The 26,796-nt window shown below is 70.9% G+C and carries 31 protein-coding genes and 1 pseudogene; 19 read left to right on the top strand and 13 right to left on the bottom strand.

Going from position 1 to position 26,796, the window contains the following annotated elements:
• Window positions 1–3: 3 nt before the first annotated feature.
• Genes NJ376_RS03870 through NJ376_RS03855 form a run of 4 tightly spaced genes read left to right on the top strand, consistent with a single transcriptional unit; the run spans window position 4 to window position 3,353 of the window.
• The gene (locus NJ376_RS03870; protein ID WP_252951910.1) at window positions 4–885 is read left to right on the top strand and encodes a branched-chain amino acid ABC transporter permease; all 882 of its coding nucleotides are present in this window, start codon (window positions 4–6) and stop codon (window positions 883–885) included.
• Window positions 882–1,895: a branched-chain amino acid ABC transporter permease gene (locus NJ376_RS03865; RefSeq protein ID WP_252951909.1), complete on the top strand. Its 1,014-nt coding sequence runs from the start codon at window positions 882–884 to the stop codon at window positions 1,893–1,895. Before NJ376_RS03870 ends, NJ376_RS03865 begins: the two co-directional genes overlap by 4 nt.
• Window positions 1,892–2,632: an ABC transporter ATP-binding protein gene (locus NJ376_RS03860; protein ID WP_252951908.1), complete on the top strand. Its 741-nt coding sequence runs from the start codon at window positions 1,892–1,894 to the stop codon at window positions 2,630–2,632. The genes NJ376_RS03865 and NJ376_RS03860 overlap by 4 nt, the downstream gene beginning before the upstream one ends.
• Entirely contained in the window at window positions 2,619–3,353 is a 735-nt protein-coding gene (locus NJ376_RS03855) for an ABC transporter ATP-binding protein (protein ID WP_256476131.1), read from the top strand. The genes NJ376_RS03860 and NJ376_RS03855 overlap by 14 nt, the downstream gene beginning before the upstream one ends.
• Here NJ376_RS03855 and NJ376_RS03850 read toward each other — a convergent pair.
• From NJ376_RS03850 to NJ376_RS03830, 6 genes are all read right to left on the bottom strand, one after another.
• The gene (locus NJ376_RS03850; protein WP_252951907.1) at window positions 3,342–3,905 is read right to left on the bottom strand and encodes a DNA-3-methyladenine glycosylase I; all 564 of its coding nucleotides are present in this window, start codon (window positions 3,903–3,905) and stop codon (window positions 3,342–3,344) included. The genes NJ376_RS03855 and NJ376_RS03850 overlap by 12 nt on opposite strands.
• A 109-nt stretch (window positions 3,906–4,014) precedes the next feature.
• Window positions 4,015–4,224, bottom strand: coding sequence for a DUF1989 domain-containing protein (locus NJ376_RS03845; RefSeq protein WP_252951906.1), 210 nt, complete (start codon window positions 4,222–4,224; stop codon window positions 4,015–4,017).
• Window positions 4,182–4,355 carry a hypothetical protein gene (locus NJ376_RS29140; RefSeq protein ID WP_370287846.1) on the bottom strand — a complete coding sequence of 58 codons (174 nt, stop codon included), beginning with the start codon at window positions 4,353–4,355 and terminating at the stop codon, window positions 4,182–4,184. The genes NJ376_RS03845 and NJ376_RS29140 overlap by 43 nt, the downstream gene beginning before the upstream one ends.
• A gap of 34 nt (window positions 4,356–4,389) precedes the next feature.
• Window positions 4,390–4,488, bottom strand: coding sequence for an urea carboxylase-associated family protein (locus NJ376_RS03840; protein WP_252951905.1), 99 nt, complete (start codon window positions 4,486–4,488; stop codon window positions 4,390–4,392).
• 5 nt (window positions 4,489–4,493) lie between these two features.
• Window positions 4,494–5,066 carry a DUF1989 domain-containing protein gene (locus NJ376_RS03835; RefSeq protein WP_370287844.1) on the bottom strand — a complete coding sequence of 191 codons (573 nt, stop codon included), beginning with the start codon at window positions 5,064–5,066 and terminating at the stop codon, window positions 4,494–4,496.
• Between the two features lie 15 nt (window positions 5,067–5,081).
• A complete protein-coding gene (locus NJ376_RS03830; protein ID WP_252951903.1) occupies window positions 5,082–5,354 on the bottom strand; it encodes an SRPBCC family protein in 273 nt (90 codons plus the stop codon).
• 78 nt (window positions 5,355–5,432) lie between these two features.
• Here NJ376_RS03830 and NJ376_RS03825 point away from each other — a divergent pair, with 78 nt between their 5' ends.
• A complete protein-coding gene (locus tag NJ376_RS03825; RefSeq protein ID WP_252951902.1) occupies window positions 5,433–5,621 on the top strand; it encodes a hypothetical protein in 189 nt (62 codons plus the stop codon).
• Here the strand turns inward: NJ376_RS03825 and NJ376_RS29135 are convergent.
• A pseudogene (locus tag NJ376_RS29135) lies at window positions 5,546–5,710 on the bottom strand (hypothetical protein); the annotation flags it as partial. The gene NJ376_RS03825 and the pseudogene NJ376_RS29135 sit on opposite strands and share 76 nt — an antisense overlap.
• Here NJ376_RS29135 and NJ376_RS03820 point away from each other — a divergent pair.
• Together NJ376_RS03820 and NJ376_RS03815 are read left to right on the top strand one after the other, a co-directional pair.
• Entirely contained in the window at window positions 5,645–5,986 is a 342-nt protein-coding gene (locus NJ376_RS03820) for a type 2 periplasmic-binding domain-containing protein (protein ID WP_252951901.1), read from the top strand. The pseudogene NJ376_RS29135 and the gene NJ376_RS03820 sit on opposite strands and share 66 nt — an antisense overlap.
• Window positions 5,987–6,017: 31 nt before the next feature.
• Window positions 6,018–6,827, top strand: a complete 810-nt coding sequence (locus NJ376_RS03815) for a GNAT family N-acetyltransferase (RefSeq protein ID WP_252951900.1) — start codon at window positions 6,018–6,020, stop codon at window positions 6,825–6,827.
• A gap of 168 nt (window positions 6,828–6,995) precedes the next feature.
• Here the strand turns inward: NJ376_RS03815 and NJ376_RS03810 are convergent, their stop codons facing one another.
• The 3 genes from NJ376_RS03810 to NJ376_RS03800 form a co-directional block, all read right to left on the bottom strand.
• Window positions 6,996–7,907 carry a LysR family transcriptional regulator gene (locus tag NJ376_RS03810; protein ID WP_252951899.1) on the bottom strand — a complete coding sequence of 304 codons (912 nt, stop codon included), beginning with the start codon at window positions 7,905–7,907 and terminating at the stop codon, window positions 6,996–6,998.
• 170 nt (window positions 7,908–8,077) lie between these two features.
• The gene (locus NJ376_RS03805; RefSeq protein ID WP_252951898.1) at window positions 8,078–9,046 is read right to left on the bottom strand and encodes a quinone oxidoreductase family protein; all 969 of its coding nucleotides are present in this window, start codon (window positions 9,044–9,046) and stop codon (window positions 8,078–8,080) included.
• Between the two features lie 12 nt (window positions 9,047–9,058).
• Window positions 9,059–9,577 (bottom strand): methylated-DNA--[protein]-cysteine S-methyltransferase, encoded by a 519-nt coding sequence (locus tag NJ376_RS03800; protein ID WP_252951897.1) that lies wholly within the window; start codon window positions 9,575–9,577, stop codon window positions 9,059–9,061.
• Window positions 9,578–9,701: 124 nt separating this feature from the next.
• Between NJ376_RS03800 and NJ376_RS03795 the strand changes: the two genes are divergently transcribed.
• The 7 genes from NJ376_RS03795 to NJ376_RS03765 all read left to right on the top strand — a co-directional run bounded on the left by NJ376_RS03795 (window position 9,702) and on the right by NJ376_RS03765 (window position 16,227).
• Complete coding sequence (locus tag NJ376_RS03795; protein WP_252951896.1) at window positions 9,702–10,070, top strand: (2Fe-2S) ferredoxin domain-containing protein; 369 nt, start codon at window positions 9,702–9,704, stop codon at window positions 10,068–10,070.
• Window positions 10,070–11,386: a tRNA uridine-5-carboxymethylaminomethyl(34) synthesis GTPase MnmE gene (gene mnmE / locus NJ376_RS03790; protein ID WP_370287842.1), complete on the top strand. Its 1,317-nt coding sequence runs from the start codon at window positions 10,070–10,072 to the stop codon at window positions 11,384–11,386. Before NJ376_RS03795 ends, mnmE begins: the two co-directional genes overlap by 1 nt.
• A 4-nt stretch (window positions 11,387–11,390) precedes the next feature.
• On the top strand, window positions 11,391–12,026 hold the full coding sequence (locus tag NJ376_RS03785) for a hypothetical protein (protein WP_252951894.1): 636 nt from the start codon (window positions 11,391–11,393) through the stop codon (window positions 12,024–12,026).
• A 74-nt stretch (window positions 12,027–12,100) separates the two neighbouring features.
• A complete protein-coding gene (gene mnmG / locus NJ376_RS03780; protein WP_252951893.1) occupies window positions 12,101–13,969 on the top strand; it encodes a tRNA uridine-5-carboxymethylaminomethyl(34) synthesis enzyme MnmG in 1,869 nt (622 codons plus the stop codon).
• Window positions 13,966–14,586: a 16S rRNA (guanine(527)-N(7))-methyltransferase RsmG gene (rsmG, locus tag NJ376_RS03775; RefSeq protein WP_252951892.1), complete on the top strand. Its 621-nt coding sequence runs from the start codon at window positions 13,966–13,968 to the stop codon at window positions 14,584–14,586. Before mnmG ends, rsmG begins: the two co-directional genes overlap by 4 nt.
• Window positions 14,567–15,376, top strand: coding sequence for a ParA family protein (locus NJ376_RS03770; protein ID WP_252951973.1), 810 nt, complete (start codon window positions 14,567–14,569; stop codon window positions 15,374–15,376). Before rsmG ends, NJ376_RS03770 begins: the two co-directional genes overlap by 20 nt.
• Complete coding sequence (locus NJ376_RS03765; RefSeq protein WP_252951891.1) at window positions 15,373–16,227, top strand: ParB/RepB/Spo0J family partition protein; 855 nt, start codon at window positions 15,373–15,375, stop codon at window positions 16,225–16,227. Before NJ376_RS03770 ends, NJ376_RS03765 begins: the two co-directional genes overlap by 4 nt.
• Here the strand turns inward: NJ376_RS03765 and holA are convergent, their stop codons facing one another.
• The 3 genes from holA to leuS are packed head-to-tail and all read right to left on the bottom strand — an operon-like array spanning window position 16,228 to window position 20,407.
• Window positions 16,228–17,247 (bottom strand): DNA polymerase III subunit delta, encoded by a 1,020-nt coding sequence (holA, locus tag NJ376_RS03760; RefSeq protein WP_252951890.1) that lies wholly within the window; start codon window positions 17,245–17,247, stop codon window positions 16,228–16,230. It lies immediately after the preceding gene.
• Window positions 17,248–17,253: 6 nt separating this feature from the next.
• Window positions 17,254–17,835 (bottom strand): LPS assembly lipoprotein LptE, encoded by a 582-nt coding sequence (lptE, locus tag NJ376_RS03755; RefSeq protein ID WP_252951889.1) that lies wholly within the window; start codon window positions 17,833–17,835, stop codon window positions 17,254–17,256.
• Window positions 17,801–20,407, bottom strand: coding sequence for a leucine--tRNA ligase (gene leuS, locus NJ376_RS03750; protein ID WP_252951888.1), 2,607 nt, complete (start codon window positions 20,405–20,407; stop codon window positions 17,801–17,803). Before leuS ends, lptE begins: the two co-directional genes overlap by 35 nt.
• A gap of 374 nt (window positions 20,408–20,781) precedes the next feature.
• Here leuS and NJ376_RS03745 point away from each other — a divergent pair, with 374 nt between their 5' ends.
• From NJ376_RS03745 to NJ376_RS03725, 5 genes are all read left to right on the top strand, one after another.
• Complete coding sequence (locus NJ376_RS03745) at window positions 20,782–22,071, top strand: methyl-accepting chemotaxis protein (protein ID WP_252951887.1); 1,290 nt, start codon at window positions 20,782–20,784, stop codon at window positions 22,069–22,071.
• Between the two features lie 298 nt (window positions 22,072–22,369).
• Complete coding sequence (locus NJ376_RS03740) at window positions 22,370–23,374, top strand: 2-hydroxyacid dehydrogenase (protein WP_252951886.1); 1,005 nt, start codon at window positions 22,370–22,372, stop codon at window positions 23,372–23,374.
• 602 nt (window positions 23,375–23,976) lie between these two features.
• Window positions 23,977–25,410: a LutB/LldF family L-lactate oxidation iron-sulfur protein gene (locus tag NJ376_RS03735; protein ID WP_252951885.1), complete on the top strand. Its 1,434-nt coding sequence runs from the start codon at window positions 23,977–23,979 to the stop codon at window positions 25,408–25,410.
• On the top strand, window positions 25,407–26,117 hold the full coding sequence (locus tag NJ376_RS03730; RefSeq protein WP_252951884.1) for a LutC/YkgG family protein: 711 nt from the start codon (window positions 25,407–25,409) through the stop codon (window positions 26,115–26,117). Before NJ376_RS03735 ends, NJ376_RS03730 begins: the two co-directional genes overlap by 4 nt.
• A complete protein-coding gene (locus NJ376_RS03725) occupies window positions 26,117–26,665 on the top strand; it encodes a Smr/MutS family protein (RefSeq protein ID WP_252951883.1) in 549 nt (182 codons plus the stop codon). Before NJ376_RS03730 ends, NJ376_RS03725 begins: the two co-directional genes overlap by 1 nt.
• Window positions 26,666–26,796 lie beyond the last annotated feature (131 nt).

Below are 26,796 nucleotides of genomic sequence, written 5' to 3'. Positions count from 1 at the left end.
GGGATGGACCCCGATCTCGTCCTGCTGCTGAACGGCATCGTCAGCGGCCTGCTGCTGGGTGGCCTCTACGCCGCCGCCGCCACCGGCCTCGCCGTCTCCTTCGGCATGCTGGACATCGTCAACATCGCGCATCCGGCGCTGATGGTGATGGGCGCCTTCAGCGTGGTGCTGATCGGCACCGCGCTCGGCCTCGACCCGCTGCTGGTCGCGGTGCTGCAGGCGCCGCTCTTCTACCTGCTCGGCATCCTCATCTACGGGGTCTATCACCACTTCTTTGAAAAGCGGGGGGAGGAGGCGCTGCAGGGCCTCGCCTTCTTCTTCGGCGTCATGTTCATCATCGAGGTCGGGCTGGTGATGGCCTTCGGGCCGGAGCAGCGCTTCCTCGATCCGCCCTATGCCTTCATCACCTGGCGGATCGGGGAGATCGACCTGCCGCTGCGCATGCTGGCGCCGGCGCTGCTGGCCCTGGCAGCGCTGGGGGCGCTGCACCTCTACCTGAAGCGCAGCTTCACCGGCCTGGCGGTGGCCGCCGTGGCGCAGGATGCGGAAGCGCTCAGGCTGATGGCGGTGAACCCGGTACGGATCAAGCGGCTCGCCTTCGGCCTCTCCGTCGCGCTCGCCTCCATCGCCGGCGGGGCGCTGGTGGTGGTGCAGCCGGTGGATCCCTCCTCCGGCCAGATCTTCATCGGCCGCGTCTTCGCCATCTGCATCATGGGCGGCATGGCCAGCCTGCCGGGCTGCCTCACCGCCGCGCTGCTCTTCGGCGTGGTGGAGAATGTGACGGCGACCTTCTACGGCCCCTCCTGGTCCCCCGCCGTCGCCTTCGGCTGGCTGCTGCTGGTGCTGGCCTTCCGGCCACAGGGCCTGTTCGGGAGGATGGCATGAGCGCGGCGGGCGAGCGCGGCGTCGAGGCCGCGGTCGGCCTCGGCGCACCACGCGCGGCGCCGAAGCTGCTGGCGCCCTCGCCGCACCACGCGCTGTTCTGGCTGGGCGCGGTGCTGCTCGGCGCCGCGCTGGTGGTGGGGCTGCGGCTGATCGGGAATGAGTACGGCTACTTCGCCGGCTACTTCATCCTGCAATACATCGTGCTCTCCAGCGCCTGGAACATCCTGGGCGGCTATGCGGGCTATGTGAATTTCGGCGCCGCCGGCTTCATGGCCGCCGGCGCCTACACCGCCATCGCGCTGCGCAAGGCCTTCGGGCTGGATCTGCTGCCGGGCATCGTCGCGGCAGGGTTCGTCACGGGGCTGCTCGGCCTCGGCACCGGCTACCTGACCCTGCGGCTGCGTGGCGTGTTCTTCTCCATCGCCACGCTCTGCCTGGCCGTGGTGCTGCAGACGCTGATCGTGAACTGGGACTATGTTGGCGGCTCTCGCGGCGCCTATATCGTCCGGCCGCGGGAGGTGCCGCCCTTCGTCAGCTATGGCGAGTACATGTTCGTCGTCATGCTGATGCTGGCGATCCTTGCCGTCGGCATCAGCCGGACGGTGGAGCTCTCGCGCCTCGGCCGCGGGTTGCAGGCGATCCGCGACAATGAACGCGCGGCGGAGGCGGTGGGCGTGCCGACGCTGCGGCTGAAGTTGATCGCGACCACGCTCTGCGGCGTGCTGATGGGCGTGGCCGGCGCCCCCCTGCCCTACTATTCCGGCTATCTGAACCCCGAGGCGGCCTTCAGCCTGGCCTATGCGGTGAATGCCATTGCCATGCCGCTGATCGGGGGCGCCGGAAGCTGGCTGGGGCCGGTGATCGGGGCGGTGCTCCTGGGCGGGCTGCAGCAGGCGGCCACGGTCACCATCTCCTCCGCCCTCAACCTTTGGATCGTCGGTTGGATGCTGGTGATCTTCGTCGCGCTCTTCCCGCGCGGCATCATCGGCTGGTTCCGGAGGCGGGCATGAGCGCGGCGCTGCAAGCCACGGACCCCGCGCCGCTGCTGCGGGCGGAGAAGGTCGGCAAGCGCTTCGGCGGCTTCGTCGCCCTGGCGGAGGTGGATCTGGTGCTGCGGCCGGGCGAGCGGCTGGGGCTGATCGGCCCCAACGGCTCCGGCAAATCCACCTTCGTCAACTGCATCAGCGGCGACTTCGCCCAACATGATGGCAGCGTGACCCTGGCGGGCGCGAAGCTGGACGGGCTGAAGCCGCATGCCCGCGCCCGCCGCGGCCTGGCCCGCACCTTCCAGCTCCCCCAGCCCTTCGGCAGCCTGACGGTGCTGGAGAATGTGCGCGTGCCGCTGCTGTTCGGCGGCCATGCCGCGGAGGCCACGGAACGCGCCATGGCCTGCCTGGAGCAGGTGGAGCTGGCGGCGAAGGCAACGAAGCTGCCACGCGAGCTGACCCAGGTGGAGCAGCGCCGCCTGGAACTCGCCCGTGCCATCGCTCTGCACCCGCAATTGCTCATCGCCGACGAGGCGATGGCCGGGCTCTCCCATGCCGAGGTGGACCAGATCCTCGCCCTGCTGCTGCGGCTGAACGCGGCCGGCACGGCGGTGATCATGATCGAGCACATCATGCGCGCGGTGACGGAATTCTCCGAACGCCTCATCGTCTTCGTCGCCGGCCGCAAGATCGCCGATGGCGCGCCGCGGGAGGTGCTGGCGATGCCGGAGGTGGAGGGCGCCTATCTTGGCAAGCAGTAGCCTCGAAATCTCGGGCATCGATGCCGGCTATGGCGCCGTGCGGGTGCTGGAGGACGTCTCGCTCACCGTGCCGGCGGGGGAGACGGTGGTGCTGCTCGGCACCAACGGCAATGGCAAGACGACGCTGATGCGCAGCATCATGGGCCAGGTGCGGCCCACCCGCGGCAGCATCCGCGCGACGCTGGACGGCGTGACGCATGAGCTGATCGGCCTCTCGCCCGAGGCGATCGTCGAGCTTGGCATCGCGCTGGTCCCGGAAGGCCGCCGGCTCTTCCCCCGCCTGACGGTGGAGCAGAACCTGCAGCTCGGCGCCTACCGCCAGGCGGCGCGCGCCGCGCTGGGGCGGAACCTCGAGCTCTGCTACGACATGTTCCCGCGCCTGGCCGAACGCCGCGCCCAGCTCGTCGGCAGCATGAGCGGCGGGGAGCAGCAGATGGTGGCGCTCGGCCGCGCGCTGATGACCGCGCCGCAGATCCTGCTGGTGGATGAGCCCTCGGTCGGCCTCGCCCCCATCCTCGTCTCCCGCACCATGGAGATGATCGCGGAGATGAAGGCGCGGCTTGGCCTCACCGTGCTGATGGCGGAGCAGAATTTCCACCAGGCGGTGCGCATCGCCGACCGAGGTTATGTCATCGTCCATGGCCATCTGGCCTTCCAGGGCGACTCCGCCGCAGCCCTGCAGGACAACGAGCTGGTGCGGAAGGTCTATCTAGGCCTGTGACGCCCTGAAGCATTCGGCGCTGTGGTCATCCACCACGCCGACCGCCTGCAGATAGGCATAGATGATGGTGCTGCCGACGAAGCGGAAGCCGCGCTTCACCAGCGCCTTGCTGACACGGTCGGAAAGCTCGGTGCGGGCCGGGATGGGATCTCCGGCGGCGCGCCGCGTCACCACTGGCCTGCCATCCACGAAGGCCCAGAGGAAGGCGTCGAAGCTGCCGAATTCCCGCTGCACCTCCAGGAAGGCGCGGGCGTTGGTGATGGTGCTCTCGATCTTGCCGCGATGCCGGACAATGCGCGGCTCCTGCACCAGTGCCTCCACCTTCGCCGCGTCGAAGCCGGCGACCACTTCCGGATCGAAGCCCGCGAAGCAGTCCCGGTAACCCTGGCGCTTGCCCAGGATGGTGCGCCAGGAAAGGCCGGCCTGCGCGCCTTCCAGGGTCAGCATCTCGAACAGCATGCGGTCGTCATGCTGCGGCACGCCCCATTCCTCGTCGTGATAGGCGTGGTGGAAGGGGTCGCGCGCCCAGTGGCAGCGCGGGCGGTCGCTCATCCTATGACCTCGTATTGGGCCTCGGTCGGCTTACCGGCCTTGCCGTTGATCGGCAGGATTCCTGCTGGCAAGGACATGGCGACGATGCGGTCCAGCTCCGTCCGCAAGGTCACGTAGTCGCCCGGCTTCGTCGTCGGCGGTCGAAGGAGAGGCCGCCGCTCGGCGTCCAGGGGATGTCCATGAAGAGGTTGAGCGGCGCCGGGCATTCCGGCGGCGTCAGCCCCAGCGGCTGCATGACTGCGAAGGGATTGTCCGTGCAATTGTCGTGGTACTCCTTCACGCCCGGCAGGATGTAGCGCTCGCTGTCGCATGCGGCCATCGGCGTGCGTGGTCGCCGCGGCTGGTGTCCTCGGTCATCGTCAGGATGCGGCGGCGGCGGTTGGTGGACAGCCCGTCGCCCCGCTGCGGCTGCAGCTTCAGCAGCGTGGCGCGGGTAGGCGCCATGGACATGAATTCGGTCAGCATGCCAGCGGTGAAGGCCCAGCTATCCACCACCTGCTCGCCAATGGGTGTTGATGATGCGGATGGATTGGCCCCGTTTCAGGAAGACGGCCTTGCCGCGGCGGGTGGGGATGATCTCCATGGCATTCAATCCTCGATCTGCACGCGGATGGGCGTCGGATTGTAGCCGTTGCAGGGGTTGTTGATTTGCGGGCAGTTGGAGATGACGGCCAGCGCATCCATCTCCGCCCGCAGCGCCACCTGGCAGCCGGGCGGCGAGACGCCGAGGGCAATGGCCGCCCCGCCATCCCGGTCCGCCGGCACCCGCATGAAGAAGCTGACGTTGGGCACGATGTCGCGCCGGCCGAGGCCGTCGCAGGCCAGCGCCGTCAGGAAATTCTCCCGGCAGCCCGGGCAGTTCTCCACGCCATAGAGCATGCGGTTGGAGGGCGTGGAGCAGCAGCCGCCGATCGTGTCATGCCCGCCGAACTGATCCTCGATGATGGTGAAGATCGGCCGGGCGATGTCGGAATAAAGAACGTGCCCCGTGGTGAGGAAGATGCTGCCCGCCGCCTTCATGCTGTTCGGCGCGTGGTAGCGTTCCAGCTTGTCCTCGGCATTGTAGCAGAGGAAATCCACCGCCTGCCTGCCATGCAGGTCGGTGATGCGCAGCATCTGGCCGCGCTTGACGATGCCGGACCAGGGTGCGCCGGCGGGAATGATCTCGCCCCCGCATCAGGCGGGATCCAGCACGCGGTCCAGCGCCCAATTGTCGGTGGCGTGGACCAGCGGCTCGCGGAGGGAGAAGCGGCCCGGCAGGCAGCAGGGCGGGTTCACCCCCTTCTGCTGCCGGTCGGGAGCGATGATATCCTCCTCCAGCGCGATGTCCCGGCGCTTGTAGAAGGCGTCCGAGATGTAGCGCCAGACCAGCAATGTCTCCGCCTGCAACAGGGGCTTCTGCACCGCCTTGTCGTGGCGCGGGTGGAAGATCGCCACCGGGACGTCCATCGCCTGCCGCCCTGTCGATAGCCGGTTTCGGGATCGACCGCGTTCTTCAGCTTCTTCCCTGCCAGGAACCGCGCCAGGTTGCTCATCATCAAATCCAGCGTCAGCGGCATGCCGTTGTCCAGGTCGTTCGAGGAGCAATGCGGCGCGATGATCCGGTTCGGAACCTGCCACAGCGGATCGCTTCTTGGCAGCGGCTCCGGGTCGAACGCGTCCAGCACCGCACCGGAGAGTCTGCCTGAACGCAGCCCTTCGCCCAGCGCCGAGTGATCCCCACTCCGGCGCCCGGCTTCATGGCGGATCGCCTCGCGTCGGTCAGATGGCGCGTCTCCGGCGTCAGCGGCGTCATCACCCAGCATGGTGCCGACCGCGTCGGCGTGGAGGATGCGTGGCAGGCGCGGCGCTTCGCCGCGGCGCAGCCCGCCGTGGTCGCTCTCTTCGGCAGCGCCCCCTACAACGTGTTGCCGATCAACCGGGCCATCAAGCGCGGCAACCAGGACTTGGTGGAGTTCATGAACACCGCCATCGACTTCATGCGCACCACCGGGCGGTGGGAGAAGATGGCGGAGCCCTACGGCGCCACCGGCCGCTTCTGGGCGAAGCCGCAGCCCCTCCCCTTCGGGCCGGAGGCCTGACACGGCAACGCCATGCGGGCTTGGCGCGGCGTTGCCTGGCTTCTATGAGCGCGGCTTCGGCCGCGCCGGCGCGGCCACGCAGCTTCGCGGGGGCCCGATGGGGTACGACATCCTGGCGCTGGAGCGCTTCTGCCTGACCGCCCTGCCGGCACCACGCCAGGCCTTCATCGGCCCCTTCGTGGTGAAGGGCTTCCTCGGCGGCACCGGGCGCGGCAATGCCGCCAGCGCCCTGGACCCCGCGCCGCTGGCGGAGCTGCCGGGCGTGGTGGCGCGGGTGGAACAATGCTTCGCCACCATGGGGCTGCGGCCGCGCTTCCGCTGCACGCCGCTGGACCCCGCCGGGCTGGACCCCTTCCTGCGGGCGCGCGGCTATGTGGAGACGGAGGAGAGCCTGGTGATGGCCGGCCCGCTGGCGCCGGTCGCGGCGCCGGATGCGGCGGTGCGGGACGAGGGCGGGCCGAGCGAGGCCTGGATGGCGATGGTGGCCACGGCCGAGTACCAGGTGCCCGCCCGCCAGGCGGAGAAGCTGCGCAACCCGGATCTGCTGGCCGCCGCCGGCGCTTGGCTGCTGCTGCGGGAGGAGGGGGTGGACGCCGCCTGCCTCTTCGCCGTGGCGGAGGGCCCCTTCTGCGGCTTCTTCGACCTCGTCACCCGCCCGGAATTCCGCCGCCGCGGCCTCGCCGCCCGGCTGATCCGCGCCGCCGCCCATTGGGCCGCGGCCCGCGGCGCGGAGGTGCTGACGGCCCAGGTGGCCACGACCAACGCACCCTCGATCGCGTTGCAGGAGAGCCTCGGCCTGCGCGCAGCCTATCGCTACCGCTACCTGCTGGCGCCGGGCTGACCCGTCCGGCGGCCATCGGTCGCGACCGCTCCGGGCAAGCCTCGGGCCAGGCTCTCGCCCCGGCAGGCCGGCACTGCCGCCAAGGGGCAGAGCCCCTGGCTAGAGCGATATCCAGAGCAGCCTACGACCTGATGGACCACGCCGTGATCCATTAGGTCGTAGGCTGCTCTACCGCGCCCTCATCCGCGGATCCTCCGCCGCCTTCTTCACCAGCACGTCCAGCACCGCCCGCACTCGCCGCGGCATGGCGCGGGTGGAAGGCCAGGCGACATGCACGTCATGCGGCTCGCTCCGCCAGCCCGGCAGGACGGGCACGATGGCGCCGGAGTCGACATGAGGGATGGCGGCCCAGGGCGTGAGGAGGGAAATGCCGAAGCCGTCCAACGTCGCCTTGATCAGGCTGATGAGGTTGTCAGCCCGGAAGCGGCTCGGCGTGTTCACCGTGACGGATTCACCCCCCGGCCCTTCGAGCTGCACCTCCTCCCACGGCCGGCCGCCGATCAGCAGGGAGCAGAAGCTGTGCCCCGCGAGCGCTTCCGGCGTCTCCGGCACCCCGGCCTTCGCCAGGTAGCCGGGGGAGGCATAGAAGGCGAAGTCCAACCGCCCGATCTTGCGGGCGATCAGCGACTGGTGCCGCAGCTCGCCGAAGCGGATGGCAAGATCGATCCCCTGCTCCACCAGGTCGATGACGTTGGGGCTGAGATGCGCCTCCACCACAAGGTTCGGATTGGCCAGCAGGAAATCGCTCAGCCAGCCCATCACCGCCGCATCGAAGAAGGCGCTGATGCAGGTAATGCGGACGGTGCCGGAGAGGCCGGATTGCGCGCCGCGGACGCTGGCCTCCGCCTCGTCCAGCGCATCGATGATGCGCACCGCCTCGGCATGGAAGGCGGCGCCGGCATCGGTCACGGTCAGGCCGCGGGGGGAACGGAGCAGCAGCGGCACGCCCAGCCGCTGCTCCAGCTCCGCCACCAGGCGGGAGACGGAGGGCTGGGAGAGGTTCAGGTCGCGGGCGGCCCGGGTGATGTTCCCGGTCTCCACCACGCGACGGAACACCATGAGCTGCTGCAGCCGGTCCATTCGGTGCGCCTATCGAAGCCTGCCGGGGCCCGGCCGCGGCAGGCCGTGCGGGCCCCGGGATGGCGGCGGATCCGGGGCCTCCGCAGCCGCGCAGTGCCACGCGGGGCAGTTCTCGCCGGAATTTTTCCGGTAGCAAGAAATCATGGTCCCGGCCGTCGTTTTCGGAGGATTTACGGCATGAGAACGGTGCTGCCGGTGGTCTTCCGGCCCTCCAGCGCGACATGCGCCTGGGCGGCGTCCTTCAGCGGCACCTTCTGGTTCACCGCGATCTTCACCGCGCCGGACTTCACCACGGCGAAGAGGTCATTGGCCGTCGCCACCAGATCCTCCCGCTTCGCGGTGTAGGTGTTGAGCGTCGGACGGGTGACGTAGAGCGAGCCCTTGGCGGCCAGCACGCCGAGATCCGTGGTGACGGGGCCGGAGGCATTGCCGAAGCTGATCATCAGCCCGAAGGGGCGAAGGCAGTCGAGCGAGGTGAGGAAGGTGTCGCGCCCGACGCTGTCATAGACCACGGGCAGCATGGCGCCGCTGGTGATCTCCTTCACCCGCGCCGGGATGTTCTCGCTGGTCAGCAGGGCGTGGTCGGCGCCGAGCGACTTGATCAGCGCCGCCTTCTCCGGCGTCGAGACCACACCGATGACGGTGGCGCCCAGATGCTTCGCCCATTGCACCAGGATGGAGCCGACGCCGCCGGCCGCGGCATGCACCAGGATGGTGTCGCCCTTCTTCACCGGATAGGTGCGCTTCACCAGGAACTGGGCGGTCATGCCCTGCAGCATCATGGCGGCGGCCTGGGTGAAGTCGATGCCCTCCGGCACCTTCACCACCTTGTCGGCCGGCAGGCTGCGCGCCTCGGCATAGGCGCCGAGGGCGCCGGCATAGGCGACGCGATCGCCCACCTTCAGCTCGGTGACGCCGTCGCCCACGGCTTCCACCGTGCCGGCGCCCTCCATGCCGATGGTCACCGGCATGGAAGGGGCCTTGTAGAGGCCGGTGCGGAAATAGACGTCGATGTAGTTCAGCCCGACGGCGCCATGGCGCACCAGCACCTCACCCGGTTTGGGGTGGGGCAGCGGCACCTCCTCCCACACCAGCTTGTCGGGGCCGCCATGTTCATGGACGCGGATGGCGTGGTTCATCGAGGGGTTCCTTCAATGGCCCTCGGCCGCGGGCGGAGGGCTGCGGCCGAAGAGGGGCAATGGGTCGGCGTTGTGTTGCGAAACGGCCCGGGCTTCAAGGGCCAGCAGGAAACGCTTGGTGGCAAGCCCCTCCCCGCCGGAATAGCCGCCGATGCCGCCGCCATGGGCGATGACGCGGTGGCAGGGGATGAGGATGGGAATGGGATTGGCGCCATTGGCCTGGCCGATGGCGCGGGGGGACAGGCACCCCACCTCCCGCGCGATATCGAGGTAGGAGCGGGTCTGCCCCGGCGGGATGCGGGTGAGCGCCGCCCAGACCTTGCGGCGGAAGGCAGTGCCTTCCGGCGCCAAGGGCAGGTCGAAGCCGGTGCGAAGGCCGTCGAAATAATCCTGGAGCTGGTCCGCGGCGCGCTGCAGCAGGGGGGTGATCTCTCCCGCCTGGGCGCGGCCCCAGTCGAGCGCGACAATGCTTCCCTCCGCCTCGAAGACGGTGAGTTCGCCGATCGGGGTGTGGAGCGAGATATGCGGCATCCGGCGGGGGATGGCACACCGGCCAGGGGCGGGCGTCAAGCAGGGGATGGCGACCCTGGCCGGCACGGCTGGGCGAAGCTACATCAGAAGGCGGAGGCCGGCTGCCGGCCGATGGAGTAGAGACATGCCCGACGCCGCCCGGCCAGGCGATCCGCCGCCCTATTACCGCGCCCATGTCTTCGTCTGCTGCAACCGGCGGCAGGAGGGGCATCCGCGCGGCTCCTGCGCCGCGCGGGGCAGCGAGAAGCTGAAGGACTACATGAAGGCCAGGGCGAAAGAGCTTGGCCTGAAGGATATGCGGGTGAATCAATCCGGCTGCCTGGACCGCTGCGAATTCGGCCCGACGCTGGTGATCTACCCCGAGGGCATCTGGTACCGGCCGGAGAGCCCGGCCGATGTGGATGAGATCCTGACGGCGCATCTGGTGGAAGGCGGCAGAGTGCCCCGGCTGATGCTGACCGAAAAGGACGTACCGCCGCCGAAGCAGAAGTGATCCAACACCCCGCCATCTTCGCCCTGGCCTCCGGCGCCGGGCGGGCGGCGGTGGCGGTGCTGCGGCTCTCGGGCGCCGGCACCGCGGGCATCGTCACGGCGCTGGCCGGGCGGCTGCCCCCACCGCGGCGGGCGAGCCTGCGAAAGCTGCGCCACCCCGGAACAGGAGAGGTGCTGGACGAGGCGCTACTGCTCTGGTTCCCCAGCCCGGCCAGCTACACTGGCGAGGACAGCGCGGAGCTGCATCTGCATGGCGGGCCGGCGGTGCTGGCCGGGGTGGCGGAGGCGCTGGTGGCCGCCGGCGCCCGCCCCGCGGAGCCGGGCGAGTTCACCCGCCGCGCCTTCCTGAACGGCCGCATGGACCTGACCGCGGCGGAGGGCATCGCCGACCTCATCGCCGCCGAGACCGAGGCGCAGCTGCGCCAGGCGCTGCGCCAGGCGGGCGGCGCGCTGGCCACGCTCTATGGCGGCTGGGCACGGCGGCTGACGGCGCTGCTGGCGCGGCAGGAGGCCTTCATCGAATTCGAGGATGAGGACCTTCCCGCCGATCTGGATGATACCGTGGCGCGCGATGCGGCGGCGCTGCGGGCGGAGATCGCATCGCATCTGGCCGATGGCGGCCGGGGCGAGAGGCTGCGGGAGGGGCTGCTGGTGGCCATCCTCGGCGCGCCCAATGCCGGGAAATCCTCGCTGCTGAATGCGCTGGCGGGGCGGGAGGCGGCGATCGTCTCCGCCCGGGCCGGCACCACGCGGGATGTGGTGGAGGTACGGCTGGCCCTGGCCGGAGTGCCGGTGACGCTGGCCGACACGGCCGGGCTGCGCGAGGCGACGGACGAGATCGAGGCCGAAGGGGTGCGCCGGGCGCGGCGGCGGGCGGAGGAGGCGGATCTCGTGCTGGCCGTCTTCGCCGCGGACCGGCCGCCGGATGCGGAAACCCTGGCCTGGGTGCGGCCCGGCACGCTGGTGCTGGCGAACAAGGTGGATCTGGCCCCGGCGCCGGCCGCAATCGGCGGCGCGGTGCCGCTGGCGGTCTCCGCCCGCACCGGGGCGGGGCTGGCGGCGTTGCAGGAGAGGCTGGCCGCGGCCGCCTCGGAACTGGCCGGCACGGCGGATGCGGCGGTGCTGACCCGCCCGCGCCACCGGGCGGCGCTGGAGGAGGCGGTGGGCTGGCTCGAGGAGCTGACGGCGGCGCCTTTGCCGGAGTTACGGGCGGAGACGCTGCGGGCGGCGCTGCGGGCCCTGGGCCGCATCACCGGCCAGGTGGGGGTGGAGGCGGTGCTGGATGCCGTCTTCGGGGAATTCTGCATTGGGAAGTGACGCCGTGGCGATGAGCGCCGAGGAGATCCGCGATTTCTATGGCCGCTGCGCCGCTGCCCGGCAGCGGCTGCAGGAGCTGGCGCTGCGCGCCCTGCCGCGGGAGAAGATCCGGGAGCAGATCCAGCGCCTCGGCCTCAGCCTGGATGAGGAGATGGGCCAGACCTCCGGGGAGGAGTTGGCTTATGCCTTCGACCTGGCGATCTACACCGCCCCGCCCGGCCGCAGCCGCGCCATCGACCGGGTGGCACGGCAACATGCCCGGCTGCCGGGGGAAGCGGCGCTGGTGCTGAATGCGCTGACCCGGTCCTGGCTCTCCGTCTTCCGCGTACAGGACCGGCACCCGGAGGAAGGGCTGCTGCTGGAGGATGCCCTGCTGGGCGGCGAGGTGTGGCTGGTGGACCAGAATCTGGCGGAGACGGCGCCGCCGGGCACCGTCTTCGCCAGCCGGATCGGCCGCGTCGGGGGCTTCGCCATCACCACCGGGGTGATGGCGCCGCTGGATGAGGCGATGCTGGGCGGCATACAGGGCATGCTGCGCCAGGGCGGGGTGGAGGCGGCCGCGCTGGTGGAGGATCCGCGCTTCGCCCGGGCGATGTGGCAACGGGCGCTCGGCTTCCATCCGGACCAGGGTGGGGGCTGAGCGCCGCCACCCTCCCGCCGGCGTCTCGCGCCGGAGCGTTCACCCGGCGGCGCGATCTGCTCTATATGCCCGCCATGTCCGATCTCGGTTTCGATGTGGTGGTGGTGGGCGGCGGTCATGCCGGCTGCGAGGCCGCCGCCGCCGCCGCGCGCTGCGGCGCCCGCACCCTGCTGCTGACCCACCGGCTGGAGACGCTGGGGGAAATGTCCTGCAACCCGGCGATTGGCGGGGTGGGCAAGGGCCATCTGGTGCGGGAGATCGATGCGCTGGACGGGCTAATGGCCCGCGCCGCCGATGCCGCCGGCATTCATTTCAAGCTGCTGAACCGCAGCAAGGGCCCGGCGGTGCGCGGGCCGCGGGCCCAGGCGGACCGAAAGCTGTACCGGCAGGCGGTGCAGGCGCTGCTGCGGGAGACGGCGGGGCTGAGCATCCTGGCCGAAGCAGCGGAGGATCTGATCCTCGGCCCCGGCGGGCGGGTGGCCGGCATCGTCACCGCCTCCGGCCGCCGCATCGGCGCAGGGGCGGTGATTGTCACCGCCGGCACCTTCCTGCGCGGGGAGATCCATATCGGCGAAACCCGAATCCCGGCGGGGCGGGTCGGGGAAGCGCCCTCGGTCGGGCTTGCCGCCACGCTGGACCGGCTTGGCCTGCCGCTCGCCCGGCTGAAGACCGGCACGCCGCCGCGGCTGGACGGGAAGACCATCGACTGGGCCGGCTTGCAGGCGGATCCGGGGGACGACTCGCCCGAGCCGCTCTCCTGGCTGACGGAGCGGATCACCAACCGCCAGGTGAACTGCGCCATCACCGCCACCACGCCGAGAGGCCATGCGCTGATCCGCGCCAACCTGCACCGCAGCGCCGTCTATGGCGGCCGGATCGCAGGTGTGGGACCGCGCTATTGCCCCTCCATCGAGGACAAGGTGGTGCGCTTCGCGGAGCGGGAGCGGCACCAGATCTTCCTGGAGCCGGAGGGGCTCGACGACGACACCGTCTATCCCAACGGCATTTCCACCAGCCTGCCGGAAGCGGTGCAGGCGGCCTTCATCGCCACCATCCCGGGGTTGGAGAAGGCGCGCATCCTACGACCGGGCTACGCCATCGAATACGATCATGTAGACCCCCGCACCCTGACACCGGCGCTGGAGGTGCGCACGGTGCCCGGCCTGTTCCTCGCCGGCCAGATCAACGGCACCACCGGCTATGAGGAAGCCGGGGCCCAGGGGCTGCTCGCCGGGGTGAATGCCGCCCAGCGTGCCGGCGGCGCCTTGCCGGACCGGGTGCTGACGCGGAGCGAAGCCTATGCCGGCGTGCTGGTGGATGATCTGGTGCTGCAGGGGGTAACGGAGCCCTATCGTATGCTCACCGCACGCTCTGAGTTCCGACTGGCGCTGCGGGCAGACAATGCCGGGTTGCGCCTGACGGAAAAGGGCATCGCCTGGGGCTGCGTCGGCCCGGCCCGCGCCGCGATGCACCGCGCCTTTGCGACTGCGCTGGCGGATGCCCTCGCCCGCGCCCGGGCCGAAGGCGCAACGCCGGCGCAATACGCCGCCTCCGGCGTGCCGGTAAACCAGGATGGCCGGTGGCGGAGCACCTTCGAAGCCCTGGCCCTGCCGGTCATGACGCCGGAGGCAGCGAGCCGGCTTTTTCCCTGGCTGCGTGATTTGCCGGCCCGGGTGCGGGTGGAGCTGGAAGCTCAGGCCCTCTACGCCCCCTATCTGAACCGGCAGGCTGCCGAGCTGCGGGCGCTGGAGCGGGAGGAACGGCTGGCCATCCCCCCCGCGCTGGATTTTGCGACCATTCCCGGGCTATCTGCGGAAATGCGGCAGCGCCTGGTGAAGACCCGCCCAGCTACGCTGGGCAGCGCCGGCCGCATTCCGGGCATTACCCCGGCAGCGCTGGCGGCCCTGGCCGTCCATCTCCGCCGGGAGCCGCGTTTCACGTGAAACCTCTTACCGCTGCCGAGCTCGGCGTTTCACGTGAAACAGAGGAGCGACTGCGCACCTATCTCCATTTGCTCCTTCGCTGGAACAGCCGCATCAACCTCGTGGCCCGGGCGCCAGAGGACGCGCTATGGCAACGCCATGTGCTGGATTCGCTACAGCTTCTCTCGTTGCTGCCCGAAGCCCCGGACGGCCCGCTGATCGACCTCGGCTCAGGCGCCGGCTTCCCTGGTCTCGTCCTCGCTGTCGCCACAGGCGTGCCTACCCACCTGGTGGAGTCGGATCGGCGTAAATGCGCCTTCCTTGCGGAAGTCAGCCGCCATCTCGGCCTCACCACCGTCACCATCCACCCAAGCCGAATCGAGGACGCCCCCCTGCCCCAGGCCGCCATCCTGACAGCCCGCGCCCTTGCGCCGTTGGCCCAGCTCCTCCCCCATGCCCATCGTCTGCTCGCGCCGGGGGGCACTGCCCTCTTTCCCAAGGGCCGCAGCGCGGATCAGGAATTGACGGAGGCCGCCGCTCACTGGACCATGCGCACTGAGCGGTTTCCCAGCCGGACCGACTCCTCCGCCACCCTCCTACGCCTCAGCGAGATCCGCCCTGTCTCCCCCGCCGTCTGAGCGCGCCAAGCCGCGCGTCATCGCCCTCGCCAACCAGAAGGGCGGCGTCGGCAAGACCACCACCGCCATTAACTTGGCCACCGTCCTGGCTGCGGATCGTCGTGTGTTGCTCCTCGACCTCGACCCACAGGGCAATGCCTCCACCGGCCTCGGCGTGGATCGCGCCGCCCGTGGCGCCGGTACCTACGCCCTGCTGACCGGCGACCGGCCTCTCGCCGAGCTGATCCGCCCCACCCCCGTCCCCACCCTCTCCCTCATCCCCGCCGATACCGACCTGGCTGGGGCGGAGGTGGAACTGGTGGCGCTGGAGGATCGCGACCGGCGTCTCCGCAACGTCTTCACCGCCGATGCCGCCCGGCTTGCCGAATACGACTATATCTTCCTCGACTGCCCACCCTCGCTCGGCCTGCTCACCCTGAATGCCCTGGTCGCAGCGGATAGCGTCCTCGTGCCCCTGCAAACGGAGTTCTTTGCCCTGGAAGGGGTCAGTCAGATCGTCCAAACCATCGAGCGGGTCCGCCGTGCCCTCAACCCCGGCCTTGCCCTCGAGGGGATCGCGCTGACCATGTATGACCGCCGCAACAACCTCTCCGAACTGGTCGCCCAGGACGTTCGCGGCTTCTTCAAGGAGAAGGTGTTCGAGACGGTGATCCCCCGGAACGTGCGGGTCAGTGAGGCGCCCTCCCACGGCCTGCCTGTCACCCTCTATGATTCCCGCTCACCCGGCGCCCAGGCCTATGTCGCCCTGGCCGACGAGCTGCGCCGCCGCGAGAAGGTCCGCGCCGCATGAAGCCCCCCCGTCTTGGCCGCGGCCTCTCCGCCCTGATCGGCGAAATGCCCTCTACCCCCGCCACCGACGCCGGCGAGGCGCTCCGCACCCTGCCGATCGAAAAGCTGGAACCCGGCCCCTTCCAGCCCCGCGGCCCCATCGACCCCGCCCCCTTGCAGGAACTGGCGGACAGCATCCGGGAACATGGCGTCCTTCAGCCCATCCTGGCGCGGGAGCACCCGGAGCGGCCCGGCCACTACCAGATCATCGGCGGGGAGCGCCGCTGGCGCGCCGCCCAGCTCGTTCCCCTGCATGAGGTCCCGGTGGTGGTCCGTCCCCTCGGGGACCGGGAGGCCATGGCCGCCGCCCTGGTGGAAAACCTCCAGCGCCAGGACCTGAACGCGCTGGAGGAAGCGGAGGGCTATCGCCGCCTGATCGACGAATTCGGCCTCACCCAGGACACGCTCGGCAAGGCGGTGGGAAAGAGCCGCAGCCATGTGGCCAACACCCTCCGCCTGCTCGGGCTGCCGGACAGGGTGCGAGAGCTGCTGCGGGACGGCGCCCTCACCGCCGGCCATGCCCGTGCCCTGCTCACCGCGCCGGACCCGGTCGGCCTCGCCCTGCAGGTCGTCGATCGCGGCCTCAATGTCCGCCAGGCGGAAGCCCTGGCCGCCACCAAGCCCCGCGACCCCGGGCCGGAGCGCGGTGCTCCACGCGCCGAGCCGGAGGTGCTGGCCCTGGAGCGTGACCTCTCCGAGCGTCTTGGCCTGCGGATCGCGATCCGCCAGAGCGGCAAGGGCGGTCAGGTCACCATCGCCTACCGGGATCTGGACCAGCTCGACGGGCTGATCCGCCTCCTCCAGGGCGGCTGATCAGCGCCGCGCCGCCGCCTGCCGCGCCAGCCCGACCACCGCATTCCGTGCGACCACCTCGGCCGGGATGCTGGTGGTCTTGGTGCGCCGCTCCGCCTCCAGCAGCGCATTCCCCGCCGCCTCCAGCGCACTGCTCCGCCACAGCCGCAGCGCCCGCTCCACCGCCGGCTTGTGGCGGAAGAAGACCGGCGGCCGCAGCGCCTCCACCGCCTGGCGCGGCTCCGCCCCCGCCGCCACGGCCAGCGAGGCTTGGTACAGCCGCTGCACATGCCGCAGCGCCGCCCGCACCACCTGCACGGCATTGGCGCCCTCGGCGAAGGCAGTGTCCAGCGCCTTGTCGGCCACCGCCACCTCGCCGCTCAGCGCCGCCATCAGCGCCTCCTCGAGGTCGAGGGCAGAGCCTTCCGCCACGCAAGCCACCGCATCCTCCGGCGTCACCCGCCCGCCCTGCCCGACGAAGAGCGCCAGCTTCTCCAGCTCCCGCCGCAGCAGCATCCGGTCCTCGCCAAGGCGCTGCGCCAGCCATTCCAGCGCCGCCGGCTCGGCGCTCACCCCCAGCTCTCCCAGGATCCGCCCGATCGATCCCGACAGCTCCGCCCCCCGCTCCCGGTAGCAGGCAATCACCGCACCCTGGGGCGAGGCCTCTACCGCCTTCATCAGCGCCGCGCTGCCCCGCAGCTCCGGCGCCTCGATCACCACCACCCCCGGCCCCTTCCCGGCCAGTGCCGCCTTGGCGGCATCGGTGATCTGCTTGCCGTCGCCGGCATCCCGCACCCGCACCAGCACACGCCCACCGGTCAGCGGGGAGCTTGCCGCCTCATTCGCCAGGGCGGCAGGGCTGCGCAGTGCCTCCTTCGGCATCTCCACCAGCCGCAGCGCATCGCCTTCGGCGATGCTCCGCACCAGCGCCTCGGCCCGCTCGCGGATCAGCCCGGGGTCGTCGCCGTGCAGCAGCACCACCCGGCAGCCGCCGGGATCGGCCAGGAAAGCCGGCAACCGCCTGGGGTCGATCTTCGGCATGCCGCCTCAGGCCGCCGCGCCGCTTTCCTTCCGCCGCCGCAGCTCCACCGCCACCCGGCGGAAGATCTCCTCGGCCAGGTCGTCCGCCACCCGGGCCTCCATCGCGTCCCGCGCGGAATCCGCAGCGAAGAATTGCAGGTCCGGGATGTTGAAGCTGTCCAGCGTCCGGTAGGGGATGGCGGAGGCGGCGATGGTCTGGGGCGGGGTGCCCATGGTGGTCAGGTTCCAATTGCCACTGGCCGTGTAGCGCACCCGCGTGATGGTGCCGTCCCGGCGGTAGCCCAGAACCTCGACGCCGGAGCTCACCCAGACCTGCAGCAGATAGCGCCCTGGCGTGCCGGGCGCGCTGTCCTCGAATTTTCGCAGCAGGTTCCGGCGCAGGAGCTGCCCCTGCCGCTCAAAGATCGGCCCCACCCGCACCGCCGCCAGCTCGGCGCGGATATCCCCCGTGCCGCCATCCAGGGCCGAGACCGGCCCATAGAGCGGCCGGAAGCCGCAGCCAGTCAGGCCCAGCAGCCCGGCCAGCGCGGCGCGGCGCCCCAGGCGGCCGGGTTCAGACGACGAAGTTGACCACTCGGCCTGGGACATGAATGCGCTTCCGGATGCTACGGCCGGCGATGCTGCGGGCGACATTCTCCTCAGCCTCTGCCAGGGCGAAGATCGTAGCCTCATCCGCATCGACCGGCACCTCGATCGTGCCACGCAACTTGCCGAGAACCTGCACGGCCAGCGTCAGCGTCTCCGCCCGCAGCAGCGCCGGGTCGGCCTCCGGCCAGGGCAGCTCCGCCACCAGCTTCGCTTCGCCCGGACGCAGCAGCGACCACAGCTCCTCCGCCAGATGCGGCATCATGGGGGAGATGAGGCGGGCAATCGTCTCCAGTGCCTCCCGCTTCGCCGGGCCCGTCTCGGCGCTCTCGGCGATGGCATTGGCGAATTCGTGGATGCGGGCGACGGCGACGTTGAAGCCGAAGCTTTCCAGCGCCTCGGTCACCGCGGCGATGGTCCGGTGCGTCACCTGGCGCAGCTTCCGCGCCTCGTCCGCCGCGCCCTCGGCCAAGTCCCCGGCCGGTGCCAGCCCCGGCAGCGCCCCCGCCACCAGCCGGTAGAGCCGCTGGCTGAAGCGGTAGGCGCCTGCGACGCCAGCCTCCGTCCACTCCATGTCCCGCTCCGGCGGGTTGTCGGAGAGGATGAACCAGCGCGCGGTGTCGGCGCCGTATTTGTCGATGATGGCGCCCGGATCCACCGTGTTGCGCTTGGACTTGGACATCGCCTCGACGCGGCCGATGGTCACGGGCTCCTTGCTGCCCTTCACCGTCGCGCTGCGGCTGCCGTCCACGGCCAGGCTGAACTCGACCTCCTCCGGGTAGAGCCAGCGGCCATCGGCGCCCTTGTAGCTCTCATGCGTCACCATGCCCTGGGTGAAGAGCCCGGCGAAGGGCTCCGCCAATTCCAGATGCCCGGTGTCACGCATGCCGCGGGTGAAGAAGCGGCTGTAGAGCAGGTGCAGGATCGCGTGCTCGATGCCGCCGATATATTGGTCCACCGGCAGCCAGGCATCCACCGCCGCCCGCGTCACCGGCAGCGCCGCCCGCGGGGAGCAGAAGCGGGCGAAATACCAGGAGCTGTCCACGAAGGTGTCGCAGGTATCCGTCTCGCGCACCGCGTCCTTGCCGCAGCTCGGGCAGGCCACGTGCTTCCAGCTCGGGTGGTTGTCCAGCGGGTTGCCGGGCTTCGAGAAATCCACGTCCTCCGGCAGCTTCACCGGCAGCTGATCGTCCGGCACCGGGACCACGCCGCAGGCCTCGCAATGGATGAAGGGGATGGGGCAGCCCCAGTAGCGCTGGCGGGAGACGCCCCAGTCCCGCAGCCGCCAATTCACCACGCCGGTGCCCTGGCCGCTCTCCTCCAGCCGGGCGATGGCGGCGCGCTTGGCCTCCGCCGTCGGCAGCCCGTCCAGCGGGCCGGAATTCACCGCCACGCCCGGGTCGGTGAAGGGCAGCGTCACCGCTGCCCCTTCCTCCGGCGGCCGCACCACCTGGGTGATGGCCAGCCCGTATTTCGTGGCGAATTCGAAGTCCCGCTCGTCATGCGCCGGGCAGCCGAAGATGGCGCCGGTGCCGTATTCCATCAGCACGAAATTGGCGATCCAGACGGGGAAGGTGACGCCCGGCAGGAAGGGGTGCGCCACGCGGAAGCCGGTGTCGTAGCCCCGCTTCTCCGCCTGCTCGATTGCCGCCTCAGAGGTGCCCATGCGGCGGCATTCGGCGATGAACTCCGCCGCGCCCGGATCCTTCGCACCGGCGGCCGCGGCCAGCGGATGCTCCGCGGCGACGGCCAGGAAGCTCATGCCGTAGAGCGTGTCCGGCCGCGTGGTGAAGACCTCCACCTCATCCTCGAGGCCCGCCACCGCCTCGGCCAGCTTGAAGCGCACCCGCGCCCCCTCGCTGCGGCCGATCCAGTTGGCCTGCATCAGCTTCACCCGCTCCGGCCAGCGGTCCAGCTTCTCCAGCGCCTCCAGCAGATCCGGCGCATACTTCGTGATGCTGAAGAACCACTGGCTGAGCTTCTTCTTCTCCACCAGTGCGCCGGAACGCCAGCCGCGCCCGTCGATCACCTGCTCATTCGCCAGCACGGTCCCGTCCACCGGGTCCCAGTTCACCCAGCTTTCCTTCCGCTCCACCAGGCCGGCCCGGTAGAAGTCGAGGAACAATTTTTGCTGTTGCCCGTAATATTCGGGGTCGCAGGTGGCGAATTCCCGGGCCCATTCCAGCGAAAGCCCCATGCGCTGCAGCTCGGCGCGCATATTGGCGATGTTCTGGTAGGTCCAGGTGCCGGGGTGGATGCCACGCTCCCGCGCCGCATTCTCGGCCGGCAGGCCGAAGGCGTCCCAACCCATGGGGTGCATCACCTGATGGCCGCGGGCCCGCTTGTAGCGCGCCACCACATCGCCCAGCGTGTAGTTGCGGACATGCCCCATATGGATCTTCCCGCTGGGGTACGGGAACATCTCAAGAACATAATACTTCGGCTTCGTCCCGTCCGGCACATCCGGCACGGTGAAGCAGCCGCGCCTTTCCCATTCCGCCTGCCAACGCGGCTCGGCGGTCTTGAAATCATGGCGCAGCTCGGCGCTGCGGGTCTCCGGGGTGGCGTCGGTCATGACCATCGCTGGCAGTGGGAAATTTCCCATTGGAATACGGCCATGCTGGCGGGAGGGAAAGGTCTTGCGCCCTTGAACCCGCCGGGTGCTGCCGGCAGCCAGCCTCGGGCCCGGCCAGACCCAAGGGCTCGACCCGCAGTCCTGGCGGCACGGCCGCCAAGGGCAGCGCCCATTTCCTTGCTCGGCATGACAGGCGCAGTTGCGCAACCATCGGGGCGCAGGCCACCCGGTCTCCTTCCCCGGGCGAAACCCAGGAACCCCGGCACCCTCTGACCCTCCCCACAAGCCGCGCAGCGGTGTTGCGGGGGGCATTTAACCCTTCCCCCACCTTCCCCTGGCAGGGTGCGGTCGCAGCCCTGCCATTGGAAACGCCGATGTCCTTCTTCTCCTCCGCCCGCATGCGCGACCTGCGGGAGAAAGCCGAATGGCTCGAGGTTCTGTCCGGCTGTGCCGGGGTCGGCCTCTGGGACGCCATCCTGCATGAAGGCGATGCGATGCATCCCAAGGCGCGCTGGACCTGGTCCGCGGAATTCCGCCGCCTGCTCGGCTTCGCCTCCGCCGCCGAATTCCCGGATGTGGTGCAGAGCTGGTCGGACCGGCTGCACCCGGAGGATGCGGCGCCCACCTTCGCCGCCTTCGACAAGGCGCTCGCCACCGGCAACCGCTACGACGTCACCTACCGGCTGAAGGTGAAGGATGGCAGCTATCGCTGGTTCCGCGCGACCGGCGGCGTCATCCTGGACGAGAACCGCAAGCCCCGCCGCGCCTGCGGCAGCCTGGTCGATGTCCACGCCGCCAGGCTGGCGGAGACCGGCCAGAAGCAATCCACCCGCGCCATCGCGGAGCGGTTCGAGGCGGAGATCATGGCCTCGGTCGGCGCCGTGGCAGCGGCGGCGGAGCGGCTGGAGCAGGATGCGCTGGCGATGAACGGCGCGGCCGACACCACCTCCCGCCGCGCGTTGGAAGTGGCGGAGGCGGCCGGCACCACCAGCAGCAACGTCAGCAGCGTCGCCGCCGCGACCGAGCAGGTCACGGCCTCGATCCGGGAGATCGGGCAGCAGGTCACCCGCTCCTCCTCCGCCACCTCCACCGCCACGGGCCAGGCCCAGGATGCGACGGAGGTGGTGCGGAGCCTGGTCACCGACGTGCAGCGGATCGGCGATGTGGTGAAGCTCATCAGCGACATCGCCGGCCAGCCCAACCTGCTGGCGCTGAACGCGACCATCGAGGCGGCGCGGGCCGGGGAGGCCGGCAAGGGCTTCGCCGTGGTGGCCAGCGAGGTGAAGGCGCTGGCCGCCCAGACCGCCCGCGCGACGGAGGAGATCACCGCCCGCATCGGCGCCGTCCAAGGGGCGACCGGCGACGTGGCCCGGGCGATCGAGGCGGTCGCCGCCACGATCGGCGAGCTGAACGAGGTGGCGGCCGCCATCGCCGCGGCGGTGGAGGAGCAGGGCGCCACCACGGCGGAGATCGCCCGCAACGTGCAGCAGGCCGCCGCCGGCACCGGGGAGGTGACCGCGAGCATCCGGGCGGTGAACGGTGCCGCCTCGGAAACCGGCCAGGTTTCCGGCCGCATCGCGGAGGCCGCGCGCGACCTGGCCGGCCAGGCGGCGCAGATGCGCGGCAAGGTGGACGGGTTCCTGGGGCAGTTGCGCGCGGCCTGAACGGCTGCGGGCCAAGGATCTGGCGGTATCGGCGCGGGCCGGGGCGATGCCGCGCGCCGCGGCCCTGCCCCTCGCCGATGGGCAAGGCATGGGGTGGACAAGGGACCTTCGCGCGCCCACGCCGCGTCTGCCATGCATTCGATGGCGTGAGCCGCGCCTCCCAGTGAGCCCGGCCCGGTGGGGGCAGCCCTTTTGCGCTACGCTGCCCCCGTGCCCGCCCGGCACCCTGCGCTGACCCCACCCCGCCCCCTGCCGCCGGGACAGCATCCGGGCGGGACCTCTGGCGAGGAGACCCCGGATGGACGTCGCCGTCTTCAGCACCAAGCCCTATGACCGTGCCTGCCTGGAGGCCGCCAATGCCGCCGCCGGCCGCCCCCATGCGCTGCGCTACCTGGAACCGCGCCTGGGCCCCGCCACCGCGGTGCTGGCCGCCGGCGCCGGGGCCATCTGCGTCTTCGTGAATGACGAGCTGGATGCGGCGACGCTGGCGGCGCTGTCCGCCCAGGGCGTGCGGCTGGTGGCGCTGCGCTGCGCCGGCTTCAACAATGTGGATCTGGCCGCGGCGGCGGCGCTCGGCATCGCCGTGGGGCGGGTGCCGGCCTATTCGCCGCATGCGGTGGCCGAGCACACGGTGGCGCTGATCCTCGCCCTGAACCGCCGCATCCACCGCGCCTACAACCGGGTGCGGGAGGGGAATTTCGCCCTGGACGGGCTCTTAGGCTTCGACCTGAAGGACCGGGTGGTGGGCGTGGTCGGCACCGGGCGGATCGGCGCGGTGGTGGCGCGGATCATGCTGGGCTTCGGCTGCCGGGTCATGGCCTTCGATCCGGTGGAGGAGCCCGGGCTGGTGGCGGCCGGGGTGCGCTACGCCCCGTTGCCGGAGCTGCTGGCGGCAGCCGATATCGTGACGCTGCACTGCCCGCTGACGCCGGAAACCCGCCACCTGATCGACGCCGCGGCGGTGGCGCGCATGCGGCCCGGGGTGATGCTGGTGAACACCAGCCGCGGCGCGCTGGTGGACACGGCGGCGGTGATCGCCGGGCTGAAGAGCGGGCGGATCGGCTATCTCGGCCTCGATGTCTATGAGGAGGAGGCGGGGCTGTTCTTCGAGGACCTGTCCGGCCAGGTCATCCAGGACGATGTCTTCACCCGGCTGCTGACCTTCCCGAACGTCCTCGTCACCGCCCACCAGGCTTTCTTCACGGCGGAGGCGCTGGCGGCGATCGGCGAGGTGACGATCGGGAACATCTCGGCCTTCGAGGCGACGGGGGTGCCGCGGTTCCCCGTCTCTCGTGAGGGCTGAGCGCGGCTGCGGCAGCTCTTACTGGCCGGATGACCGATGCGGCAACGGGCCATGGGTTCGCTGCCTGCCGCAACGGCTGGGCGCTGTGCCTACGCCTCCTGCCGGTCGGAGCGCGTGTCGACACCTCCGGCGCCGCCCGACGCGGCGACAGGCCAGCCGCGCTTTCCCGCCCGACGCACCGGCCGGGGCCATCGCCGTGCCTTTCGCCGTTTGAAGGCGCTCATCGGCGCCTTCGGCACCGCCCAAGGTAGCCACGGGCCAGCCACGTTTCCGGCCTACCGCGAAGCACGAGGGCTGCCGCTGCACGTCTCGCCGAGGGCGCCTAAAAGCGCCTTCGACCCCGTTGAAGGCGACCATTCGCGAGGGCCATGGTGCCGGTTTCGAGTCAAGGATGCCGCGCAGCGGCACCGCGCTTCGCGCGGCTTCGTCCTTGATGCGAAACCGGCACCATGGCTGGGGCTTGAGGTGCGCTCGACGGGGTCGAGAGCGTGGAGCGCGCCTGGACGACACGTCCTGGGGCCACGACCGAATGGCGGAGAACCCGCCGCACGGCCTGACCCGGCGCGACAAAACCGCTACATAGGGCCCAGAGGAGCCCTTCCGTGCAGATCACCTCCCCCGCCTTCAAACAGAATGCCGCCCGTGCCCTGGAAGATGCCGGGCTGCAGAAGGCGCTCGGCACCGCCAAGGGCGCCTTCCTGCAGCGCCGCGCCGCTGCCGTCGCCAACCTCCCGGAATTCGAGCGCCTGCGCGACATCGCCCGGGACATCAAGAATCACACCCTGGCAAACCTCGACCACTACCTCGAAACCTTCGCCGCCAATGTGGAGAAGGCCGGCGGCCAGGTGCACTGGTGCAGCACGGCGGACGAGGCACGAGAGGCGGTGCTGGCCATCTGCCGCCGCGCCAATGCCCGCACCGTCACCAAGGGCAAGTCGATGATCTCCGAGGAGCTCGGGATCAACCGCCACCTGGAACGGCACGGCATCCAGCCGGTGGAGACCGACCTCGGCGAGTACATCCTCCAGCTCCGGGATGAGCCGCCGAGCCACATCATCGCCCCCGCCTTCCACCTGAACCGGGAGGATTGGGAGGCGGATTTCCGCCGGATGCACACGGACCTGCCGAAGGACCGCGTCTTCGCCGAGCGCCGCGACATCCTGGCCGAGGCCCGCACCCGCCTGCGGGAGCGGTTCCTCGCCGCCGATGTCGGCATCACCGGCGCCAATTTCCTCATCGCCGAGACCGGCTCCTCCGTCATCGTGACGAATGAGGGCAATGGCGACCTGACCCAGACCCTGCCGCGCATCCATATCGCGCTGGCGAGCATCGAGAAGGTCGTGCCGACGCTGGAGGATTGCACCTCCCTCCTCCGCCTGCTGGCGCGCTCCGCCACCGGCCAGGATTTCTCGGTCTACACCACCTTCTCCACCGGCAGCCGCCGCCCCGGCGACCTGGACGGGCCGGAGGAATACCATGTGGTGCTGGTCGACAATGGCCGTTCCAACATGATCGGCACCGAATTCCAGGAGATGCTGCGCTGCATCCGCTGCGCCGCCTGCATGAACCACTGCCCGGTCTATGGCGCGGTGGGCGGCCATGCCTATGGCTGGGTCTATCCGGGGCCGATGGGCAGCGTGCTGACGCCATCGCTTGTCGGAGTGGAGAAGACCGGCAACCTCCCCAACGCCTCCACCTTCTGCGGCCGCTGCGAGAGCGTCTGCCCGGTGAAGATCCCGCTGCCGAAGATGATGCGCCACTGGCGGGAACGGGAATTCGAGCGGCACCTGACGCCCTCCGCCGCGCGCTGGGGCCTCGGCGCCTGGGCCTGGTTTGCCCGCCGCCCCGGCCTCTACCGCTTCGCCACCCGCGCGGCGATCGGCGCGCTTGGCCTGCTCGGCCGCGGCAAGGGCGCCTTCCGCTCCCTGCCGCTCGCCGGCAACTGGACCAAGGGGCGGGATCTGCCGGTGCCGGAGCCGGGCGGCACTTTCATGAGTCGCTACGCCGCCGCGCAGCGCCGGGGCGCCCGGCGATGAGCAAGGAGGCGATCCTCGGCGCCATCCGCCGCGGCCTGAAGCGCGGCCCGCTGCCGGCCGACCAGCGCGCCATGCTGGATGGGCGGCTGGCCAGCCATCCGCGCCACCTCATCCCCGCCCGCTCCCGCGTCTCCCGCCCGGAGCAGATCGCCCTCTTCATCCGCAATGTGGAGAAGGAGTTCGGCACGGTGGAGCGGGTGCCGGACCTCGCCGCCGTGCCCGCCGCGCTGGCGGACTACCTGGCAGCGCAGAACCTGCCCACCGCCTTCCCGATGGCGCCGCACCCCGAACTGCTCGGCATTCCCTGGGACAGCCGCCCCCTGCTGCAGCCGGAGCCGCGCCGCGCGCAGGGCACGGACCAGGTCAGCCTGCAGCACGGCTTCGCCGGCATCGCGGAGACGGGGACGCTCATGCTCCCCTCCGCGCCCGAGCGCCCGACCACCCTCAACCTGCTCGCCGACACCGCCGTGGTGCTGCTGCGCGCCAGCCGCATCCATGGCGCCTATGAGGAAGCCTGGGATGCGCTGCGGGCCGAGCACCGGGACGCACGGACCGGCGGCCCCATGCCGCGCAACATCATGTTCGTCACCGGCCCCAGCCGCAGCGCGGATATCGAGCAGACGCTGGAACTCGGCGCGCATGGCCCGCGGCGGCTGCATATCCTGCTGCTGGATGACGACCCGGCGGCGCTGCCGCCCGGCGCCTGATGTCCACGCGCCGGCGCGGGCTGACGGCGGCGGATCACGCGCTGTGGCAGGCCTATACGGCGCGCGCCGCCATCGCCCCGCTGCCGGGCAAGGAATTGGCACCGCCCCCGCCGGCACCTCCCGCCCTGGCCGCCGCGCCCGCGCCCGCGCCCGCCCCACCGCCCCCTGCCCCGCCACGGCACGCCCCGCGCCCGGCGCCGGAGCTGCATGTGGGCGCCGCGCCGGCCGGGCTGGACGCCAAGCGCTGGAAGGCGCTGCGGCGCGGCACGATGAGGCCGGAACGCACCCTGGACCTGCACGGGCGGCGGGCGCAGGAGGCGCATGGCGCCGTCCGCCGCTTCCTCTTCACCGCCCATGCCGAGGGGCTGCGCTGCGTCGCCATCGTCACCGGCAAGGGATCCTCCCTGGAAGGCGGCGTGCTGCGGCGGGAACTGCCGCACTGGCTGAACGCGCCGGAGCTGCGCGCCCTGCTGCTCGGCGCTGCCCATCCCCACGCCACCAACCCCGGCGCCGTCCACCTGCTGCTGCGCCGCCCCCGCGGCCCGTGACCCCCCGCCTTGCGAACCGCGCCGCCCGTTGCCCTGAAGCGGCTTTGCCGCTTCAGGCTGTACGAGGCCCTGGCCGCATGGCGACTCCCGGGGCCCTCGCGGTGTTGCGCAGCAACGTCGCGGGGAATGCT

Source organism: Siccirubricoccus soli, from assembly GCF_024178315.1.
In the GTDB taxonomy this organism is placed as follows: domain Bacteria; phylum Pseudomonadota; class Alphaproteobacteria; order Acetobacterales; family Acetobacteraceae; genus Siccirubricoccus; species Siccirubricoccus soli.
This window is presented reverse-complemented; position numbering and strand designations above follow the sequence as displayed.